General features: G+C 34.3%; 21 protein-coding genes. 17 read left to right on the top strand and 4 right to left on the bottom strand.

What is annotated here, in order from left to right; all coding sequences use genetic code 11:
- The first annotated feature begins 22 nt into the window (after positions 1-22).
- The 6 genes from ACW0JX_RS15430 (at position 23) to ACW0JX_RS15405 (ending at position 4,665) form a co-directional block, all read left to right on the top strand.
- Positions 23-334, top strand: coding sequence for an ArsR/SmtB family transcription factor (locus tag ACW0JX_RS15430; RefSeq protein ID WP_050845349.1), 312 nt, complete (start codon positions 23-25; stop codon positions 332-334).
- Positions 335-454: 120 nt separating this feature from the next.
- Positions 455-1,543 carry a saccharopine dehydrogenase family protein gene (locus tag ACW0JX_RS15425; RefSeq protein ID WP_144465348.1) on the top strand — a complete coding sequence of 363 codons (1,089 nt, stop codon included), beginning with the start codon at positions 455-457 and terminating at the stop codon, positions 1,541-1,543.
- A gap of 171 nt (positions 1,544-1,714) precedes the next feature.
- Positions 1,715-2,188 (top strand): GNAT family N-acetyltransferase, encoded by a 474-nt coding sequence (locus ACW0JX_RS15420; RefSeq protein ID WP_075717172.1) that lies wholly within the window; start codon positions 1,715-1,717, stop codon positions 2,186-2,188.
- 291 nt (positions 2,189-2,479) lie between these two features.
- Positions 2,480-3,232 carry a quorum-quenching N-acyl homoserine lactonase AiiA gene (aiiA, locus tag ACW0JX_RS15415; protein WP_144465346.1) on the top strand — a complete coding sequence of 251 codons (753 nt, stop codon included), beginning with the start codon at positions 2,480-2,482 and terminating at the stop codon, positions 3,230-3,232.
- A 479-nt stretch (positions 3,233-3,711) separates the two neighbouring features.
- Positions 3,712-4,242, top strand: coding sequence for a hypothetical protein (locus tag ACW0JX_RS15410; RefSeq protein ID WP_226640503.1), 531 nt, complete (start codon positions 3,712-3,714; stop codon positions 4,240-4,242).
- A 147-nt stretch (positions 4,243-4,389) separates the two neighbouring features.
- Entirely contained in the window at positions 4,390-4,665 is a 276-nt protein-coding gene (locus tag ACW0JX_RS15405; RefSeq protein WP_088021911.1) for a hypothetical protein, read from the top strand.
- Positions 4,666-5,060: 395 nt separating this feature from the next.
- Here the strand turns inward: ACW0JX_RS15405 and ACW0JX_RS15400 are convergent, their stop codons facing one another.
- The 3 genes from ACW0JX_RS15400 to ACW0JX_RS15390 form a co-directional block, all read right to left on the bottom strand.
- Positions 5,061-5,261, bottom strand: a complete 201-nt coding sequence (locus ACW0JX_RS15400) for a hypothetical protein (protein WP_000858032.1) — start codon at positions 5,259-5,261, stop codon at positions 5,061-5,063.
- Between the two features lie 655 nt (positions 5,262-5,916).
- Positions 5,917-6,096, bottom strand: coding sequence for a DUF4083 family protein (locus ACW0JX_RS15395; RefSeq protein WP_088021909.1), 180 nt, complete (start codon positions 6,094-6,096; stop codon positions 5,917-5,919).
- A 193-nt stretch (positions 6,097-6,289) separates the two neighbouring features.
- The gene (locus ACW0JX_RS15390) at positions 6,290-6,790 is read right to left on the bottom strand and encodes a dihydrofolate reductase family protein (protein WP_459244884.1); all 501 of its coding nucleotides are present in this window, start codon (positions 6,788-6,790) and stop codon (positions 6,290-6,292) included.
- Positions 6,791-7,185: 395 nt separating this feature from the next.
- Between ACW0JX_RS15390 and ACW0JX_RS15385 the strand changes: the two genes are divergently transcribed.
- The 6 genes from ACW0JX_RS15385 (at position 7,186) to menA (ending at position 11,698) form a co-directional block, all read left to right on the top strand.
- Complete coding sequence (locus tag ACW0JX_RS15385; protein ID WP_459244883.1) at positions 7,186-7,695, top strand: DinB family protein; 510 nt, start codon at positions 7,186-7,188, stop codon at positions 7,693-7,695.
- Between the two features lie 524 nt (positions 7,696-8,219).
- The gene (gene arsR / locus ACW0JX_RS15380; protein ID WP_071731954.1) at positions 8,220-8,525 is read left to right on the top strand and encodes an arsenical resistance operon transcriptional regulator ArsR; all 306 of its coding nucleotides are present in this window, start codon (positions 8,220-8,222) and stop codon (positions 8,523-8,525) included.
- A 60-nt stretch (positions 8,526-8,585) separates the two neighbouring features.
- A complete protein-coding gene (locus tag ACW0JX_RS15375; RefSeq protein WP_071731955.1) occupies positions 8,586-9,023 on the top strand; it encodes an ArsI/CadI family heavy metal resistance metalloenzyme in 438 nt (145 codons plus the stop codon).
- 18 nt (positions 9,024-9,041) lie between these two features.
- Positions 9,042-10,082 (top strand): ACR3 family arsenite efflux transporter, encoded by a 1,041-nt coding sequence (gene arsB, locus ACW0JX_RS15370; protein ID WP_000826550.1) that lies wholly within the window; start codon positions 9,042-9,044, stop codon positions 10,080-10,082.
- 20 nt (positions 10,083-10,102) lie between these two features.
- On the top strand, positions 10,103-10,507 hold the full coding sequence (gene arsC, locus ACW0JX_RS15365) for an arsenate reductase (thioredoxin) (protein WP_001284548.1): 405 nt from the start codon (positions 10,103-10,105) through the stop codon (positions 10,505-10,507).
- A gap of 279 nt (positions 10,508-10,786) precedes the next feature.
- On the top strand, positions 10,787-11,698 hold the full coding sequence (gene menA / locus ACW0JX_RS15360) for a 1,4-dihydroxy-2-naphthoate polyprenyltransferase (RefSeq protein ID WP_000526090.1): 912 nt from the start codon (positions 10,787-10,789) through the stop codon (positions 11,696-11,698).
- Positions 11,699-11,778: 80 nt separating this feature from the next.
- Here the strand turns inward: menA and satA are convergent, their stop codons facing one another.
- On the bottom strand, positions 11,779-12,336 hold the full coding sequence (satA, locus tag ACW0JX_RS15355; RefSeq protein WP_001054996.1) for a streptothricin N-acetyltransferase SatA: 558 nt from the start codon (positions 12,334-12,336) through the stop codon (positions 11,779-11,781).
- Positions 12,337-12,731: 395 nt separating this feature from the next.
- Between satA and ACW0JX_RS15350 the strand changes: the two genes are divergently transcribed.
- From ACW0JX_RS15350 to ACW0JX_RS15330, 5 genes are all read left to right on the top strand, one after another.
- Positions 12,732-13,574, top strand: a complete 843-nt coding sequence (locus ACW0JX_RS15350; protein WP_459244882.1) for a polysaccharide deacetylase family protein — start codon at positions 12,732-12,734, stop codon at positions 13,572-13,574.
- Between the two features lie 367 nt (positions 13,575-13,941).
- Positions 13,942-14,304, top strand: a complete 363-nt coding sequence (locus ACW0JX_RS15345) for a Na-translocating system protein MpsC family protein (RefSeq protein ID WP_000798161.1) — start codon at positions 13,942-13,944, stop codon at positions 14,302-14,304.
- A gap of 627 nt (positions 14,305-14,931) precedes the next feature.
- The gene (locus ACW0JX_RS15340) at positions 14,932-16,464 is read left to right on the top strand and encodes an NADH dehydrogenase subunit 5 (RefSeq protein WP_144465339.1); all 1,533 of its coding nucleotides are present in this window, start codon (positions 14,932-14,934) and stop codon (positions 16,462-16,464) included.
- Positions 16,464-19,070, top strand: coding sequence for a DUF2309 domain-containing protein (locus ACW0JX_RS15335; RefSeq protein WP_459244881.1), 2,607 nt, complete (start codon positions 16,464-16,466; stop codon positions 19,068-19,070). The genes ACW0JX_RS15340 and ACW0JX_RS15335 overlap by 1 nt, the downstream gene beginning before the upstream one ends.
- Positions 19,071-19,149: 79 nt before the next feature.
- Positions 19,150-19,662: a carbonic anhydrase gene (locus ACW0JX_RS15330; RefSeq protein ID WP_097987684.1), complete on the top strand. Its 513-nt coding sequence runs from the start codon at positions 19,150-19,152 to the stop codon at positions 19,660-19,662.
- Positions 19,663-19,737: the final 75 nt, after the last annotated feature.

Genomic DNA, 19,737 nt, shown 5'->3' with positions numbered 1-19,737 from the left:
AACGGAAGGTAATGTTAGCGAAATGAACTGTAATGATAAAGTAATGCATATTTTAGAAAATTTAAGACCATGTTTCCAAGGGTTGGGAGATCCAACTCGTCAGCAAATTGTATCGCTTTTAATTGATAAAGATAGCTTGAATGTGACACAAATTGCGGAGCATATTCCCATGTCAAGACCTACTGTATCTCATCATTTGAAAATATTGAAACAATCAGGGTTACTTCGAGTTCAGAAAAAAGGCACTGAAATGTATTATTGTCTTGAATTTTATGAAACAATAAATCTTTTAAAAGAACTTGTTTCTTTAGTTGAAGATGAATGTAAGAATTAGGTACTCATTTATAGTTTAGGGACAGCTTTTGTCCCTTTTTTTAGCGACATTATGTTAAAAGGTTTAAGTTTTTAATCATTTGAACATATGATCTCACACTAATTAAAATGGAGGTTTCAGATGAATAAGAAAACAGTATTAATTGTTGGTGGGTATGGTGTTGTTGGTAGTCAAATTGCTCAAATTTTACATGATCGACATCCTGATTTGGAAATTAGATTAGGAGGAAGAACTTTAGGGAAAGCGTTACCTTTTGAATCAGATAGAGTAAAAATAGTCACTGTAGACAACACATTAGATGATCCGTTAAGAAATTTGGATGATAATTTCACATTAGTTGTTAATGCGGTTAATGACCCGCAAGATAGACTACTTCTATCTGCAGTTCAAAAAAAAATTCCATTGGTTGACATTACTCGTTGGACTGAACGTTTTAAGAGTTCTATTGATCGATTAAAAAATGTTGAGGTCCAATCCCCTGTTGTATTAGCTTCAGGGTGGATGGGAGGGACAGCAGCTCTTTTTGCTAAAATGTATTCAAAAGAACTTCAAGAGGTTACGGTTGATATCAACGCACTATATTCTCTTCAAGACAAAGCGGGACCAAATTCAACAGCATATATGGACCGGTTAACGATTCCATTTGAAGTCAAAGCTCGAGAGGGAATGCGACAGGCTTATCCAATGACTGATCCAATCAAAGTCCGCTTTCCAAACGGTTATATAACCAAATGTTATCGTTTGGATACTCCTGATCACGTAACCCTGCTAGAATCAATTCATGCTGTTTCGGCTAACTTCCGGATTGCTTTTGATAGTAAAATATCTACATATGGACTGGTTTCTCTGGTGAATACAGGAATTTGGAAACTGATCAGTGGAGAAAAATTTAATGACTTACGAAAAAATATTCTTTATAAACCCGGAAGTGGAAGTGCACATAACATAGTTATTCACCTTAAAGGTTATGATGCTAATGGTGTATTGCATAGACGATGTGTGAACATATCAGATCCGTTAGGACAGACACATCTTACTGCTTTAGGAGCAGCTGTCCAAGCAGAGAATATTTTACAAACATCTGATATTGTGGTTCCGGATGCTAAAATTTACTTTCCGGAAAATTTATTAGATTTGGGTATGAATGCATCTGTAATTTTAGATTTTTATAGGGAATATGGGGTTAATATTACGAAAGAAAATATATAAAAGGTATCGTTCTATTCGTGGTAGTACACATATGGCTATCAAGCAAAGAAGAGCAAATACCCCGAATAACTTAATGGCAGTTTAGTTTAATAAGAACCAATGGTAAAATGATGAGAATTAATTATGCTATGGGGCTGGTCAGTTGTAATTTTATAAAGGAGTTGTGAAAAGTTGAAATATCGCAAAGCAAATATCGATGATATTGATAAATTGGTCGAGTTAAGAAAAAAGCAATTAGTTGATGAGGGGATAGAACCTAATATAGATATTGGTAGAGAACTATATGCTTTCTTTAAAAATAAACTAAGTGAAGGTACTTTAATTCAATGGCTAGTGGAAGATAATGAAGAAACTATAGCTTGTGGTGCAGTAATTTTTTATGAATTTCCACCTTGTTACACCAATAAGACTGGAAAAAAGGCTTATATCACAAATATGTATACTAATGAAAATTATCGTGGGCAAGGAATCGCAACAAAGCTGTTAACTAAATTAGTTGATGAAGTTAAGATTTCAGGTATCTCACAAATATGGCTTGGGGCTTCAAAAATGGGTAGACCAGTGTATAAAAAGTTTGGTTTTATGGAAACTGATGAATTTCTAGAATTAGGGTGTTTGTGCCCATCCACCGAAAAAGGGGAATAAGACAAGATATTCCAATGTGGAAAAGTAACTCTAAAATCAACCTTTATTGTATATTTTGGAGTTACTTGACGTTTACTTTTCTACGGAAAGTTGACACTTTTATCCTATGCCTAAAGGCGGATTGAATTCCTGCATAGGCTTTCCAGTATCACTGAATTTGTAAAGAAAAGTTGTGAACAATTGAAAAAATAATGGCTGAAATAATGAAAGGTGAGAAGGAGTTTATTTCTAATAAGCGAAATATTATATTGTAATGTTTTATCCTAAATTATTTGTAAAGGTGGATACATAATGACAGTAAAGAAGCTTTATTTCCTCCCAGCAGGTCGTTGTATGTTGGATCATTCTTCAGTTAATAGTACACTTACACCGGGTAAACTACTAAACTTACCTGTTTGGTGCTATCTTTTGGACACAGAAGAGGGACTTATTTTAGTAGATACAGGTATGCCAGAAAGTGCTCTTAATAATGAGAATCTTTTTAAAGGTACATTTGTTGAAGGACAAGTTTTACCTAAAATGAATGAGAACGATAGGATCATAAATATTTTAAAGCGTGCCGGATATGAGCCAGATGATCTTCTTTATATCATTAGTTCTCACTTGCATTTTGATCATGCAGGAGGAAATGGCGTTTTTACAAATACACCAATTATTGTACAGCGTGCTGAATATGAGGTAGCACTCCACAGAGAGGAATATTTGAAAGAATGTATATTGCCGAATTTAAACTATAAAATCATTGAAGGGGATTATGAAGTAGTGCCAGGTGTGCAATTAATATATACACCGGGACATACGCCAGGGCATCAGTCATTATTAATTGAGACGGAAAAATCAGGTTCAGTGTTGCTAACTATTGATGCATCATATACGAAAGAAAACTTTGAAAATGAAGTACCGTTTGCTGGATTTGATTTGGATTTAGCTTTATCTTCAATAAAACGTTTAAAAGATGTTGTTAAGAAAGAAAATCCGATTATTTTCTTTGGACATGATATGGAGCAAGAAAAGGGCTGTAAAGTATTCCCAGATTATTTGTGATATAGCATATAAAAAGTCATGGGCTCGTTTGGGGTGCCCCCTGAAAGTTAGCTCATGACTTTTTGTTTTGGGTTGTTATAAAATTCTTAAGTTGATGGGCATGGGGTCCCGCCACATACCCATCAAGCTAAAATTTTATAGTACCCCCCAGAACGGAATTTTGTACTAACCTGTAACAAATTGCTCATTTTTTCGTTTTGAGGTATTTGCATTTCTTAGCTTGATGGTGATGGGGGGTACCCCTACTAGAAAGATTGTCTCCGCGTGAACGTGAAGAACTTGAAAAAATAAAAAAAAGAAGCAATGAAAGAACCACCGGATTTCTTTGAATATATTCAGTCTACCGAAAAAGATAATAAATGATACATAATGCCTCGAATAGAATATTTATCAAATTGATAACATATGTATCCCTTTCTTTTTTTACAGAAATTGTAATATTATAAGTGTATGCATATAGAAGAGGAGGCATAGTTTCTATGAAAAATGTTAAGTTTTATGGGTTGATTCTAGCATTCATCTTGCTACTGGCAGCTTGTAGTAGTAATTCCTTTGAAGATTATACATCAAAAGCTGATAAGAACATTAAGGATAAAAAATATAGCGAAGCTATAAAGAATTATCAAGAGGCTTTGAAGTTGAAGGATGATAAGAAGATTAAAAGTAAGTTAGAACAAACCGAAAATTTAAAGAAAGCGCAAGATGCTTTTGATAAACATGAAATCGGGAAAGCTATGAATAATATTCAAAAGGCAAAAAGTGATGAAAATAAAGAATTAACAAAGCAAGCCAATGCATTGCAAGGTGAGATTCAACAAGAATTTTTAGCTACATTTAATAAGTTGAACATGAATGATATTACTGGCGATGTAAAAGAAGCTCGTAAATCTTTAGATGATCTTATGGCTTGGATACAACAATCTGATCTATTAAAATCTCAAAAGGATTTTGTTGATACGTTACCTGAAAAAGAAGCAAATATCTCTAAACTAGAGGAAAGTAAAAAATAAAGAAAAGAGGTTGCCTAAAAGTAACTATGCAGCGACTTTTGGGACAACCTCTTCTTATTGTTGTAGATTTCCGAGAAAATTTAGAATAAAATGAAAATATGGCCATCTACCTATTATTCACTGATGAAAAGAAAAGGGGGTAGCGAAATGCAACTGAAGTATGGGAAGCACATTAATATATTATCTATTGTTTTAACTTTGTTCTCTTTTTCCGTAATTGTAAGTTTCTCTACCTGGTTGAGTGGATATTCAATCCCCAACCTTTCTACAATGCTTAAGGTAACAATGTTGAGTGCATTTATTCTTGGAATTATAGGGTTTAGACAAGAGAAAAGCACACTAGCGATTATAATTATGGGAATATGTGCCTTTGCTCTAGTCGTTCTATATACTTATGCGGTTATAAGTTTTCTTGAGCATTAAACACCATGAAAAAGAAACGAATATTTTTGTTCGTTTCTTTTTCATGGTGTTGGATGATTATTATAAAATAGCTTCTTCTAATGATTGAGTGCTGAATCCAAGAATTGATTTTTGAGTGTTATTTTCATGATCTTTTACAATGATATATGGAACACCCTGTACGTTAAAGGATTAGGGGTACCGCCACATGCCTATCAACCTAACAAAACAGCTTACCCCCAAAACGATAAAAATGAACTTCGGTGTTATAAAAAAACAAAATTCCCGTTTAGGGGATACGATAAAATCTTAGCTTGATGGGTATGTGGTGCTACCCCTAATGTGAAATGGAACAATTGGTTGCCCTTTACTACCAATCTGTTTCATTTCCATTGCAATACCCTATCTTTCTTAATTTAATTGAATATGTTTTCTATTACCCGTTTCAAGCTTTTTCCCATACCTTTTACTGCCCATACTAGTTTAAGGAACACTTTAAAGATAGCATCCCATACGTGTTCATTAATAAAAAATTCATATACTTTCTTTAACCACTCTTTCGGGGATTTACTCTTACGTTTAAACCTTTGCCAATGCGTTTCTTCACTAGTTTTCATAACTATCCCTTCTTTCTTAATCGAATATGCTTTCTATTAGAAGTTTTAACACCTTTCCAATACCCCTAACACTCCTAATTTTAAATTAAATTCATTATATAACGATCTCTAAATTTTTAGTTAATTACCGGTGAGAATTAAGCAAAATTTAAACAAAAACACCTATATTAGGATTCAGTTACAGGTTCCCCCCTATAAAATCAACTATTTGCGCCACCAACTATGGGGTACGCGAATTACTTTGATATTATCTTTGAACGAACAAAATAACTCCTTTCGAAAAACAAATGAACCGATATTAATCAACTTCCAATAACGAATTTTATGTAAATAAGCTGTCCATATGGACAGCTTATTTTTTACTTAGCGTGGTTTTTTTCCGAAATGCTGTTGATACCCCATGCCCATCAACTTAAGAAATTAATTGTTCCCCAAAACGAAAAAAGTGAGATGAAATCTCATAAATAACTGTGAAAAGGTAAATTTTTTGTTTTTTGGGGTTCTCGAATTATTAGCTTGATAGATATGGGGTACCGCCAACAAGACGCGAATTTTGTACGCTAAGCAAAAAAACAATAAGCTGTCTACATGGACAGCTTATTTACATTATTCTCGTTATTGGAAGTTACTTTTAACTTTTCCTGATCCGAAAGAGTCAATCTTTGTTTTGTTCTTCTAACAGTTGAATAACCTTATCTAATTTTTGTTCAACTGAATCTTGCTTTTTACGATTGTTAATATGTCGAATTATAAGTATAATTCCCCCGAACATTGCACCGATGATTGCTAAAATAATAGCAACTCCTATGTAATAAATAGAGTTTTCTAAAGGTATTATTTAGAATCTCCTTTTTCCCTATTTTACCCTTTAAAAGGATTGATATATTGTTTGATTTTGGTTGTATATTCTATACATGTCTAGTTAATATGACATCTAATTTTTATAAATTAATATATGTATTATCTTATAAAAAAACTCAACAGGATTTATTCTGATGAGTTTTTTTGTTTATATAATTTATCAATAATTATTCTTTTTTCTCCGGCTGATAGGAAAGAATAACGACACCTGAACTGGTCGTTCTTGTTTCTATAAGTTTTAATGCTTTTGTATTGCTCTGGTCTTTAAAGAGACGCTTTCCGCTTCCTACGATAACGGGATTGACTATAAAGTGATATTCATCAATGAGGTCATGTTGCATTAATGTTTGTGTAAGATCACTGCTGCCATAGATTAAAAGGTTCTGACCTAGCTGTTCCTTCAGTTTCGATATTTTTTCTATAATATTACCTTTGATAAGATTTGCATTCCATTCGGTTTTTTCCAAAGTTGTTGAAGCAACAAATTTAGGCATGCTGTTCATCTTATTAGCAAAACCCTCTTCATCAATCATAGAAGGCCAAGCAGCTGCAAAACCTTGATAAGTTACTCGCCCTAGTAGAAGCGCTTCACTTTCAAACAGTAAATCGGATTGAAACTTTGCTACTTCTTCATTGAAGTATGGAGCAGTCCAAGCTGGTTCCTCCATGACACCATCTAGTGAGAGGTACATCGATACAATTATTTGTCCATTTTGTTCTCCTTTAGTTTTAAATTGAGATTTTTACATATTGGTAACACAATTATTAATTCTTCAGTTAGAGAAATTCTTCTTTTTTAATAGTTTCGACAAAATGTATTTATGTATGTTTCGGAATAACTCAATATATATTAATAACTTCGAAATATTGTATAACAGATAATTTTTATGCGTTATTGATTAGCATTGCTTATTGTGCTAACGAATTAGGATAATGTGGCGACCGACCAACTAAATAGTTGCTTATCCTCAATTATTAGAAGGAACGTTCTATCATTTCGCGAATTTATTAGACATAGACGAGTGCTATAATTTTCTATATCTACATAAAGAGGTGACTACGCATGAATCAAAGACCGTCAGAAGAAGAATACGCCGGGAGCTCCGGCGAATATATCCGTTTGGTGCCGGACGGTAACATCATCGATATTCTGCTCGCCCAGGAAAAGAAAATGACCGAGCTCCTGGCATCGTTGACCGAAAGCCAGGCCGCATATCGGTATGCGGAAGGGAAATGGACGCTGAAAGAAGTCGTGGGCCACATTGCAGACGCGGAACGCGTCATGACCTACCGCCTGCTCCGGTTCGCAAGAGGGGACCAGACGCCTCTGACCGGTTTCGATCAGGAATTGTTCATACCTCCTTTCGGAAGCTGGACAACCGCGCAATTGGCCGAAGACTACCGGGCCGTACGGCAATCAACGGTTACATTGCTGCGCGGGCTACCGCCGGAGGCATGGAATCGTAAGGGCACAGCCAACAACCTAAGCATTACGGCGCGCGCCCTCGCGTACGGCGTCGCAGGACACGAGCTTCATCACATGGGGGTCATCCGAAATCGGTATTTGAGTTAATCGCCGGCTGAGGCCATTGGAATGGAACTAACACCTCTCATACAATCTTAGATAACGTTCTTATGGGGGTCCCGTCCCACAACCATCTTAGACTATTTTTGAAATTAAAAGCACGTTACTATTCTCTTATGTTAATGAGAAAGGGTGACGTGCTTTTTATGAATATGTACCAAAAACAAGAGTTATCTTTATTTGCGGAAGAGTTATATCGATTTTTCTCATTTGGGGGTATTTGTTTTTCTTAGATTGAGGGGGATGGGGCACTACTCTATAATGATCAAATTAAAATTTAAAATAGTTATAGAGACTCCATTTCTCGGAAATATTGTAACTATTAAGTTGTAAAAAGAACCGTAGTTTTTCATTTTTGAAAAGGTTATGGTCTTTTTTAATTGCAACAAAGATATGATGCGAGGAAGTTTTTTAGATAAATCAAAAAAACTTGATTAATAAGTTGCATATAGAACTCATCTACGTATATACTATAAATATCAAAAAAAGTTGATGAAGGGAAGTGAACTACAGTGGCACAAAATTTTCAGCTCTATGAGAAAAAGTTTAAAGCGTTGGCGGATCAGAAACGTTTAGAAATCATGTATGAACTTTGCCAGCGAGGACAGACGTGTGTATGTGATTTAACAGAAGTTTTTGAAATGACGCAATCTAAATTATCATATCATTTAAAAATTTTATTAGATGCAGGTTTGATTGTAAAAGAAACAAAAGGTACGTGGAGTTATTATGATTTAAATGATGCGGAAGTGGATAATTTATTATCAGAAGAATTGTGCTGTATCTTTAGAAAAACAGGGAAAGGTAGTTGTTGTTAAAATTTTGTAATATTAATCAAAAAAACTTGATTAATGACATATAAAGAGGAGGAATAAGGTATGAGATATGTTCACGTCGGTATAAACGTTACGGATTTAGAGAAGTCTATTGAATTTTATGAAAAAGTATTTGGTGTATTACCAGTTAAAGTGAAAACAGATTATGCAAAATTTTTATTAGAGACGCCAGGACTTAATTTCACGCTGAACGTGCGAGATGAAGTGAAGGGAAATCAAGTAAATCACTTTGGTTTCCAAGTGGATACAGCTGAAGAAATTACATTACATAAAGAACGATTAGAAAAAGAAGGTTTCTTTGCGCGTGATGAGATGGATACGACTTGTTGCTATGCAGTACAAGATAAGTTTTGGGTAACGGATCCCGATGGTAATGAGTGGGAGTTCTTTTATACAAAAGCAGATAGTGATGTTCATAAAATAGAAGATCCATCTTGTTGCACGACTTCAAATGAGATAGTTAAAAATTCTTGCTGTTAATAGGAGATGGAAAATAAAATGAAACGTTTATCTTTTCTAGACCGATATTTAACACTATGGATCTTTCTAGCGATGGCTGTTGGGATTGGTTTAGGGTTTGTGTTCCCTAGTGTAGTAGACGGACTGAATACATTACAGGTTGGAACGACGTCTATTCCGCTTGCTGTTGGATTAATTATAATGATGTATCCACCGTTAGCGAAAGTTCGCTATGAGGAAATGGGCCGAGTATTTAAAGATGTAAAAGTGTTAGTGCTATCTTTAGTACAAAATTGGATTATTGGTCCGGTACTTATGTTTGTGTTAGCAATTATTTTTCTTCCTGATAAACCAGAATACATGGTTGGTCTCATTATGATTGGGTTAGCACGTTGTATTGCAATGGTAATTGTTTGGAACGATCTTGCTGATGGGGATAAAGAGTATGCGGCAGGTTTAGTTGCTTTTAATTCGGTATTTCAAATGCTCTTTTTCTCAGTTTATGCATACGTATTTGTAACTGTAATTCCAGAATGGTTAGGGATTGAAGGTGCTATTGTCGATATTACAATGATAGAAGTAGCAAAATCAGTATTTATCTATTTGGGAATTCCTTTTATAGCAGGTATGTTGACACGCTTTGTACTAGTTAAGTTAAAAGGAAGACAGTGGTATGAAAAGGTGTTTATACCTAAAATTAGTCCACTTACATTACTTGCATTGCTATTTACGATCATCGTTATGTTCTCTTTAAAAGGAGAGATGATTGTTAGCGTGCCACTAGATGTGGTAAGAATAGCGATTCCGTTATTAATCTATTTTATTGTAATGTTTTTTGTTTCTTTCTTTATGGGAAGAAAAATTGGTGCAAACTATCCGGTAACAACAACGTTAGCATTTACAGCAGGTAGTAATAACTTTGAGTTAGCGATTGCTGTAGCGGTTGGTGTGTTTGGTATTCATTCGGGCGCAGCATTCGCAGCTGTCATTGGACCGTTAGTCGAAGTACCTGTCATGATTGCACTTGTAAATGTCGCTTTTTGGTTTAAACGTAAATATTTTAATGATCAATCAACTTAAAAACAAAGGTGGAAAACAACATGGCAAACAAAAAGACAATTTACTTTTTATGCACAGGAAATTCATGCCGAAGCCAAATGGCAGAAGCATGGGGAAAACAATATTTAGGGGATAAGTGGAATGTGTATTCTGCAGGTATTGAAGCACATGGAGTGAATCCAAATGCGATTAAAGCAATGAATGAAGTGAATATCGATATAACAAATCAAACATCAGATATAATTGATGCAAACATTTTAAATAGTGCTGATTTAGTCGTTACACTTTGTAGTCATGCGGATTCTGTTTGTCCATCTACTCCGCCGCATGTGAATCGTGTTCACTGGGGATTTGATGATCCAGCAGGAAAAGAGTGGTCTGAATTTCAACGTGTTCGCGATGAAATTGGTGAACGTATAAAGCGATTTTCTGAAATTGGGGAATAAATAAAGGCAAGAGCCAATCTTCTATTGTGTTGGAGATTGGCTCTTTTTTATTATGTATTTCATTTACTTATCGCATCGCTTTAAAACCACTCTTAGGAGTAATACAGAATATTATGTGAAGATGGTAAAGTTTCATTTTATAAATTTTACTTTATTAAAAGTTGATTTGTTAGAAAGGATAATCATTTATTGCTATAATGAATGGATGCGTGGCAGGAAATAGATAGAAAGATACTGCTAGTAATTTATACTTCAAATGTAGGGAGATTGAACAGAGTTATGGGGAATGAAAAGGAAATTAGTTCCGCTAAATTAATATGGAAGATGACGCGCCCGCATACATTAACGGCGACGTTTTCTCCTGTAATTTTAGGGACAGTGGCATCACTTTATGTTGCCAAAATTGATTGGCTTTTATTTATTGCGATGATGCTTGCATGTTTAGCGCTGCAAATAGCAACGAACTTATTTAATGAGTACTATGATTTCAAACGTGGATTAGATACCGCTGAATCCGTTGGCATCGGTGGCGGAATTGTCCGTCATGGATTGAAGCCAAAAAATGTGTTAACAGTTGCGCTTTTATTATATGTCGTAGCAGCTTTTATTGGCATTTATATTTGTATGAATAGTAGTTGGTGGTTAGTGGTTATTGGTTTAATTGGGATGGCAGTTGGCTATTTATATACAGGCGGTCCATTACCAATTGCGTACACCCCGTTTGGAGAATTAGTTTCTGGGTTGTTAATGGGGACATGTTTTGTACTCATTGCTTTCTTTATTCAAACGAATACTGTAACGATTGAAAGTGTATTGATTTCCATTCCAATTGGAATTTTAGTAGGTGCAATCAATATGTCAAATAACATCCGAGATATCGAAGAAGATATTAAAGGTGGAAGAAAGACATTAGTAATCCTCCTTGGGAGAGAAAAAGCTGTGGTAACACTAGCGGTAGCCTTTTTCATTGCGTATTTATGGATTGCCGTAATTGTATTAATGGGTTATATAAGCCCTTGGGCATTAGTTATGTTCTTAGGTTTGAGAAAGCCAATTTCTGCGATTCAAAGTTTCCAAAAAGGGGCAAAGGATCCTGGATATATGCGCATCGCAATGAAATCAACAGCGATGACAAATACGATTTTCGGCTTCTTGTTGTCAGCAGGATTATTAATTAGTTATTTGTTTTAAATAACTTAACCCCAATTTCTCGATTTTAATATAGAGAAATTGGGGTTTTATTTTGAGTTTTTTTACGTTATAAACTATTATCATTTGAAATGTATATACCAATAAATTGCAACTTCATCACTTGTCTTATCCAAACCTTTATAAACAAGAAAATCAAACCCACCAATTACAAATCCACATTTTTCATAAAATTTACATGCTGCGACATTATTATTTTGCGTTTCAAGCATGATACCTGGCATATTTCCTTTTTTTGCCCACTGCTTTGCTTGATCAACTAATTTTTTGCCAACTCCGATTGTACGATATTTTTTATCTACCGTTATATCTTCTATGTAAGCATAGTGGTTCCAATTCTTTTTCAATACCATTAATCCAATGATTTGGTTATGTAACAGAGCTATGTAAATGACTTGATTAGGTTTATTTATATATTCATTGTAAGCCAGTTCTTCATTATCATCTTGATTTTGTAAATAACTTTTTTCATAACTTGGAACGTCTTCTACTGTATATTCTATGCGTCTATTTCCTTTGGAAAGAGAAAGAATTAACCGAGCATTCACTATAAAACTGTCATCAATCTCCGGGAGATTATCTAAATCATTTGTTTCTAACTCTCTAATTACAAGGTTCATCGGAGTACCTCCACATAATAATATTTCTTCTAGTTCTTCATTTGGTTCAAATGAATTCCAATTACAAAATTATAATAGAATTTCAATAGTACGGCCATCTCTGTATTTTATCTTTATACCGGTATGCTATTATCTTGATGTAAAAATGTTATTTAGAAAGAGTAGTATTTTTTATTTTGGATGTATATGCAGTTTTCAAATTTAACTGTAGTAGAGAAACAAATATTTTTTTAAAGAGTGGATGTAATAGGCTATTCTTTAACTAATTTCGACATTATCTGCATTTTATCTTCACCTTCCTCTATTAATCTATTTATTGTAAATATCAGCTGAAGTTAATGTTTAGCTGCATAAATAATGAATATGAAAATGAGTAGGGAAAGGATCGAAACATAATGAAAGAATCACAAAATAAGAAAAAAACAAGTGTAGTAACTAAGGCAATACTATCTCTAGGAGTTGTTTTAGCAACGACCTTTTTCACGTTCTTTTTAATAGGGAAATGGAACTCTATCCCAGCGAAAGGGGTAGCTAATGAAAATATTAGGCTAGCTAATACGCAACAACAAAAAAAGAAAGAGGACACATCACTGGCAAAACAGAAAAGACCTGATGGAAAACCAGTAGGACAGGTTGTTTATTTAACATTTGATGACGGTCCTAGCGAATTAACTGGGAAATTTTTAGATGTACTAAAAGAGCAACATGTTGCTTCGACATTTTTTATGCAAGGTAGCAATTTACAGAATACCGGTTTTCAGGAAAATGTAAAACGAGCAGTAAAAGAAGGACATTATATTGGTGCACATAGTATGACACATAATAGTGATAAGCTATACAAAAAAGGACAATTTGTAACGGAGATGAAAGAAACGTTAGCTCTTATTCATAATATTACAGGTACAACTCCTAAACTAGTCCGTCCCCCATACGGATCTGCACCAGGATTAAAGGGGCAGGACATTCGTAACAAAATTGTAGAAGCAGGAATAAAAGTTTGGGATTGGACGATAGATTCAAATGATTGGAAATTAAAAGGTAACCCACAGCAAATTATAGAAAATGTAAAGCGTACAACAACAGAAGATGTGGAAGTAGTTCTAATGCATGAAAAACCACAGACATTACAAGCGCTTCCGGAAATTATTAAATTTTATAAGGAAAAAGGATATGAATTCGGGGTATACAATGAAGCGGATCATTTTCAACTAAACTTCCAGAAAGATCAACGTCTATAGTATAAACATAATTATTTTAAAAAGGTGTTTTCCATTACTAAATCCATAACTAAGCCAAAAGTCGATTTCTTATTTTATAAAGAAATCGGCTTTTTCATTTGTATATTACGTTACAAGAGTTTCCTTATTTTCTCCGGAATGTCCTTTTTAGAAATCTATGCAACAGAGTCTTTATAGTAAGAGTATTTTGTTGGGGGTAATCAAAAAAACGTATATTGCAATATAAAAATTCACTTTAATACTAAAGGATACATGACAACGATTCCTATAAATTCTTCTCAATAATTGAAAATAAAATCAATCCAGATTATTATATTGTTATTGTAATTATAAATGTAATTACATTTTATTGAAGGAGGATACAAAGATGAAAAACTCAAAAGGCTCTATTGAATCAGAGATAAGCAAAGCAATTACTCACTGGGAAAAGGACTACCTAGGACGCGGGTCTATATCCGTTAAGACAGATATATTACGGGATATGATTATCGTAAATTTACAAGGTATTTTAACGCCGGCTGAATATACGGTTTGCGAAACGAAAGACGGTATGCTAACGATAAAGAAAAATCGTTCGGAGCTAGTTGAATCTGGAATTGAAGATTTGAAAGAGATTATACTAGAATTAACTGAAGAAAAAGTGAAAAGCTTTCATACGGATATAAGCTCCCGCACTGGTGAACGAGTAATGATTTTTAAATTGTTTCATAATCTTGAGGAAAAATTTTAAAAATTAAAACCACCGTAGGGTTAGTGGGAGATAATTAAGAAACCTAAAAGTTTTGCGCTTTATTTAAATTTATTAACATGATAATAATTAAAAACTTGAAATTATTTACGTATACTGAATTTTAATTGGAATAACGCTCAAAAAAACTGATAAATAAATTGACAAACTGCTTAATATAGTTTATCTTATAATTGTTTTAAAAAATTAATAGATGCTTATTTTAACTGTTTGCTATAATTAAGGCTTTAGCATTTTTTTAATATGTAATATTGACTAAATGAAAAAGTTTCTTAATTGAAAGATAGCGCATAACATAAATTGATATATTGATTGCATAATCTAGGAGATCAGAGATATACTGTTATTTTTAATAGGAGTAATACATACATTACTATCCTCTATAAAATGGGAGCTCTTCAAAAAACTTTATTGAAGTTAGTTGAAGTGAAACCGACAATCTCCATAATTCAATGATGATATAAAATCATTGAATTATGGAAGTTGTCGGTTTTTTTTATGGGAAAAAACGATGCACGAAAAAGAGTGAATGAAAATTGAAATTTAAAAAACTATCGTAATTAAAAGGAATTTTTATAGGCTATTTTCGCTTAGAAGGGAGTATTTAACATGTTAATTTCGCTGAGTTCATCAACACTGTTAACTTTATTTTTTATGGCGCTTAGTGCTTCTTGGCTAAGTGGATTATTGTTTTTACATGCAAGGGTACCTTTACGTTTTGTTCATATCCATATTGGTATCGCTGCTTTACCTTCATTGGTTTCTTTACTCGCACTTGTTAATAACAATGGAGATAGAGTTGTGGGGCCTTGGCATCTAGATACTTTAGCTTGGTTAATGGCTTTCTTTGTTCTTACAATTGGTTTAATCATTCAGCGTTTCTCTGTACGTTACTTAATGGGGGATCACTCATATCGAAAATACTTTGCACTTTTTACATTTACTACAGGTGTATCTTCGGTTGCATGGTTAAGTGATGATCTTCGTTTAATGCTCATTTGTTGGGGAGCAACGCTTATAGGATTGGTTCTACTCATAGGGCTAAATAAAGGTTGGAAAGTAGTTAGTGAAGCAACTAAAATCTCTGGCTATTTATTTACAATAAGTTGGATTGCCTTACTATCAGCTATCATTTGGCTTTTTCAAGTAACAGGACAGTGGCAGTTAACATCAGTTTTAACGAATGAAAATGTAGCGCTACATGGAACATTGGAGAGAACAGGAATTAACTTATTAATTATATTAGCTGTGATGATTCCAGCAGCACAATGGCCTTTTCAAAGATGGTTAATTGAGTCTGCTGTTGCTCCAACTCCTGTTTCTGCTATTATGCATGCGGGTTTAGTAAATGCTGGCGGTATCATGTTAACTAGATTTTCACCTCTTTTTCATGATGATATTGCACAAATAATTTTACTAATTTTCTCTAGTATTTCTGTCTTAATAGGTACAGGAATTAGTTTAGTCCAAGTTGATTATAAACGTCAGCTAGTAGGTTCAACTATTGCACAAATGGGATTTATGCTTATTCAATGTGCATTAGGCGCCTATTTAGCAGCTGTTATTCATTTAATTTTACATGGTTTGTTTAAAGCTACACTATTTTTACAAGCTGGTTCTTCCGTGCAACGTTTTGGGGTAGTGAATCAGTCTAATGAAAAGATGTCCAATTTGTGGAGTATAGTTGGACGTGTTTTAGGATCATTTATAGCAATTACTTTCTGGTTTATGACTTCTGGAGAGGGGTATCAACTAGTTAGTGCGTTAATCTTAGGATGGTCACTATACTTTTCATGGAAACAGCTTGTTGTTTTTGGAGAGGGAAGAATGGGACGAATTGCTGGCTTAATTGTTTTGATTGGATTTTCTCTCATTTACTTTACTGTTCATAATTCTCTTTATAAATGGTTGCATACTGATATTTATCAAAGTGTTCAACCTTCAGCTCCAGCCGTTATCTTTGTTATATGTATTTTACTATTTAGTAGTATTATTAGTACTTTCGTTACTCGTCATCAATCTTCTGCTTTATTCGCTGTACTTTATCTTTGGTTAGTTCGAGTAGGTGAGGCGAGAAGAAAGTCAGTAGAAAGTCACCCAAGCTATCTGAAACATTATGTATCAAAGGGAGGTAATTCGTGATGAGCATACCGTCAATATTAAAGAAAGATACAAACATTGATATGCAAGAAAATAATATAAATGATTTAGTTGCATCTGCTAGCCGAGTTATTGCACCACTTTGGCCTATCTCGACGTTTGCAGCTCACCACCCTTGGATGGGACTTGAAAAGCAATCATTTGAACAAGTCGCAAATTGGTTAAAAGAAGCTCGTAATGTGGATATTTATCCTAGTGCCTCCATGATTCATTCGGCAAAAGCAAAAGGTGAGATTGAGGAATCATTTTTACAAATGAGTTTGTCTCGTTGGCTGGATTCACAATCTTTTAATATTCCGCGAGAGAAAGCAGAGCGATTTTGCCAAGCAGCTTTAAAGTTAGAAAAATTACCTTCTAGTCTATTATCATCGCCAGAAGTAAATAAATTGGCAGAAGAAATAAGTTATATAAATACAGCAAGTATGAAAGCGTCTGTTATGCAGCCAATAAGTTCGCTTATAGAGAATCAAAATAGTGAAAACCTATCTGATGTTCTTAATTATCATATCATTAAATGGTGTAAATTATATCTTGATGACTCTGGATCAAGTTGGACGATGCCAAATCGAGAGAAAGGTTTTTATCGTGCATGGCAACACCTTATTAAATTTGATCCAGCGCTCAGTAAAAATGAGCGTAAAGTTTTAAAAGATTGGCCACAAGATGCCGAAGTAGCTTTAGCGAGAGCATTATCTGAACTAGGAATTTCTGAATCTAACATACAATCTTACCTTGAAGGGCACTTGCTTTCTTTGCCTGGGTGGGCAGGAATGATACGATGGCGCTCACAACAATCAATTCAGGAACAGGAACTTCTCATAGAATATTTAGCAGTTCGAATTTCTATGGAGCTGGCTATTGCAAAACCTTATTTACCTTTAAAAAATCAAAAGGTTGAGAAAAAAGTTTCGATCGACCCACTTATAGCTTCTTGGATCTATTGGGGGAATATTTCAACACGGGAATGGTTACAAATGCCTGCTGCTGAACAAAGTGAATTATTAGTATTCGCTTATCGTTTTGATGAAAATATTCGCAGAAAACTTTGGCTGGAAGCTTGGGAACAAACGCATGCAGAGCAATTAAGGGAGAAGATTGCTTCTACACAACGTGCAACCGATGATAAAAAGCGTGTATTAGCTCAATTAGCATTCTGTATTGATGTACGTTCAGAACCGTTTCGTCGCCATCTTGAAAAATTAGGTCCGTTTGAAACATTTGGGATAGCTGGTTTCTTTGGATTACCAATTGCAACTAGTGAACTAGGTAGCAATAACAACCATCCTTCTTTGCCAGTTATACTCAAACCGAAACATCAAATAAAAGAGCTCACAAATGAAAATGAACTTAAATCTTATGAGCAACGTAAGAGGGTAGGCAGTTCGGTACGTTATACATTTAAAACGATGAAACAGAACGTACTGACAAGTATGGCGCTACCTGAGTTAAGTGGTCCTTTACTTGGTCTACAGATGGTGACAAGAAGTTTTGTCCCAAGAGGAGTTGGTGGTTTCATTCGTAACCTTCGTAAAACTATGTTACAAAAACCTGATACAACATTCTCGCTTAATCATGTTCATGACACAAAGGGTGAGATACCTATCGGTTTTACGAAAGAAGAAAAAGTGAACTATGTGCGTCAAGCTTTAAAAATGGTGGGACTGACAGAAAAATTTGCTCCTTTAGTTGTAATGTGCGGACATAGTAGTCAAAGTACGAACAATCCTTATGCTGCAGCACTTGAGTGTGGTGCTTGTGGCGGAGCAGCAGGGGGATTCAATGCAAGAGTTTTTGCTACTTTATGTAATCTTCCAGAAGTGAGAGAAGCGTTGTTTGCTGAAGGTATTAAAATTCCTGAGGATACCATTTTTGCAGCAGCTGAACATAAAACAACATTGGATGAATTGGAATGGATTTACGTCCCAGAACTTTCGGAAACTGCGCAAGAAGCATTTGATTGTATCGAGTCGATTATGCCAAATGTGAGCCAACATGCAAATAGAGAGCGTTTAACGCAATTACCAAATTTTAAAACGAAAATAAAAAATGCGAGTAAAGAGGCACATCGATTTGCAGAAGATTGGAGTGAAATACGTCCAGAATGGGGATTAGCTCGTAATGCATCTTTTATTATCGGGCAACGAGAATTAACTCAGGATTGTGACTTAGAAGGTAGGGCTTTCCTCCATAATTATGATTGGAAACAGGATGAAAGTGGCGATATATTAGCTAACATTATTGCAGGACCAGGAACAGTAGCTCAGTGGATAAATCTACAATACTACGCTTCAACTGTAGCTCCTCATTATTATGGTAGTGGAAACAAAACAACCCAAACCGTAACGGCGGGTCTTGGTGTTATGCAGGGAAATGCAAGTGATTTGTTGCCAGGCTTACCTTGGCAATCCGTTATGCAGTCAGATAGTGAGACGTATCATTCACCACTTCGTTTACTAATTGTAATTCAAGCGCCTATTCAATATATAGAACGTTTGCTAAATAATGATTTCACATTTAGAGAAAAAGCTCAAAATGGATGGGTTAGACTTGCAAGTGTTGATCCAGAGGGACGCTGGAAAAATTGGTAACAATCATGCAATGCATAATCAACTATTGTTACTAGCTTAAAAATTTCATAAATACAATAATGAAGAAGGAGTGCTCCATATGAATTCAAAGAATAAAAAAGTTTTATTGTTAACAGACATTGAACATGGAATAGAGCCTATTATCCAACAAGTAACTAACATTCAACAAGAAAACATGTTGACTATACACAGCTACGATTCTGTAATTGTACATCCTTATGGAGATATAATGAGATCTATTATTATTGCTATTTATCAAGAAAATGTTGAAGAAATTATTGTTGTAGGAATAGAGGATAAAGAAACTGATGTAGTTAATCTACAAATTCAACGTGATTCCATAAAAAATAACAGGGAACTAGATTATCTCTTTGAAAATTGCATGCCTGAATTTTCAAATGGTAGCCTTGATGAATGGCTAAGTGGAAAAGAAAATGTTAGTGAAAATATTGAGAAGAGTATAGATATGATTTGTCATCATCCACTAGTACCGTCTGATGTTAAAGTTCATGGTTTCAAGATTGATAGAACAAGGGGAAAAGAAACGGTCGTTAAAATTCCTACTAAAAAAATAGTTGAAAAAGTTAACTAATTTATTAAAGACAAATAAATTCTTATGTAAAAATTGCTGTTGTATAATAAAATTTATTATGTTTTAAAAATCAGA

This window comes from Bacillus sp. C-3-6 (assembly GCF_054509685.1).
The sequence above is the reverse complement of the archived record's forward strand: the minus strand, read 5'-3'. Positions and strand labels throughout refer to the sequence as shown.

What these genes read in the sequence shown, in the direction of transcription:
- ACW0JX_RS15430 (WP_050845349.1), top strand. Translation starts at nt 23, where the DNA reads ATGAACTGTAATGATAAAGTAATGCATATTTTAGAAAATTTAAGACCA.
- ACW0JX_RS15425 (WP_144465348.1), top strand. Translation starts at nt 455, where the DNA reads ATGAATAAGAAAACAGTATTAATTGTTGGTGGGTATGGTGTTGTTGGT.
- aiiA (WP_144465346.1), top strand. Translation starts at nt 2,480, where the DNA reads ATGACAGTAAAGAAGCTTTATTTCCTCCCAGCAGGTCGTTGTATGTTG.
- ACW0JX_RS15410 (WP_226640503.1), top strand. Translation starts at nt 3,712, where the DNA reads ATGAAAAATGTTAAGTTTTATGGGTTGATTCTAGCATTCATCTTGCTA.
- ACW0JX_RS15405 (WP_088021911.1), top strand. Translation starts at nt 4,390, where the DNA reads ATGCAACTGAAGTATGGGAAGCACATTAATATATTATCTATTGTTTTA.
- ACW0JX_RS15400 (WP_000858032.1), bottom strand. Translation starts at nt 5,261, where the DNA reads ATGAAAACTAGTGAAGAAACGCATTGGCAAAGGTTTAAACGTAAGAGT.
- ACW0JX_RS15390 (WP_459244884.1), bottom strand. Translation starts at nt 6,790, where the DNA reads ATGGAGGAACCAGCTTGGACTGCTCCATACTTCAATGAAGAAGTAGCA.
- ACW0JX_RS15385 (WP_459244883.1), top strand. Translation starts at nt 7,186, where the DNA reads ATGAATCAAAGACCGTCAGAAGAAGAATACGCCGGGAGCTCCGGCGAA.
- ACW0JX_RS15375 (WP_071731955.1), top strand. Translation starts at nt 8,586, where the DNA reads ATGAGATATGTTCACGTCGGTATAAACGTTACGGATTTAGAGAAGTCT.
- arsB (WP_000826550.1), top strand. Translation starts at nt 9,042, where the DNA reads ATGAAACGTTTATCTTTTCTAGACCGATATTTAACACTATGGATCTTT.
- arsC (WP_001284548.1), top strand. Translation starts at nt 10,103, where the DNA reads ATGGCAAACAAAAAGACAATTTACTTTTTATGCACAGGAAATTCATGC.
- menA (WP_000526090.1), top strand. Translation starts at nt 10,787, where the DNA reads ATGGGGAATGAAAAGGAAATTAGTTCCGCTAAATTAATATGGAAGATG.
- satA (WP_001054996.1), bottom strand. Translation starts at nt 12,336, where the DNA reads ATGAACCTTGTAATTAGAGAGTTAGAAACAAATGATTTAGATAATCTC.
- ACW0JX_RS15350 (WP_459244882.1), top strand. Translation starts at nt 12,732, where the DNA reads ATGAAAGAATCACAAAATAAGAAAAAAACAAGTGTAGTAACTAAGGCA.
- ACW0JX_RS15345 (WP_000798161.1), top strand. Translation starts at nt 13,942, where the DNA reads ATGAAAAACTCAAAAGGCTCTATTGAATCAGAGATAAGCAAAGCAATT.
- ACW0JX_RS15340 (WP_144465339.1), top strand. Translation starts at nt 14,932, where the DNA reads ATGTTAATTTCGCTGAGTTCATCAACACTGTTAACTTTATTTTTTATG.
- ACW0JX_RS15335 (WP_459244881.1), top strand. Translation starts at nt 16,464, where the DNA reads ATGAGCATACCGTCAATATTAAAGAAAGATACAAACATTGATATGCAA.
- ACW0JX_RS15330 (WP_097987684.1), top strand. Translation starts at nt 19,150, where the DNA reads ATGAATTCAAAGAATAAAAAAGTTTTATTGTTAACAGACATTGAACAT.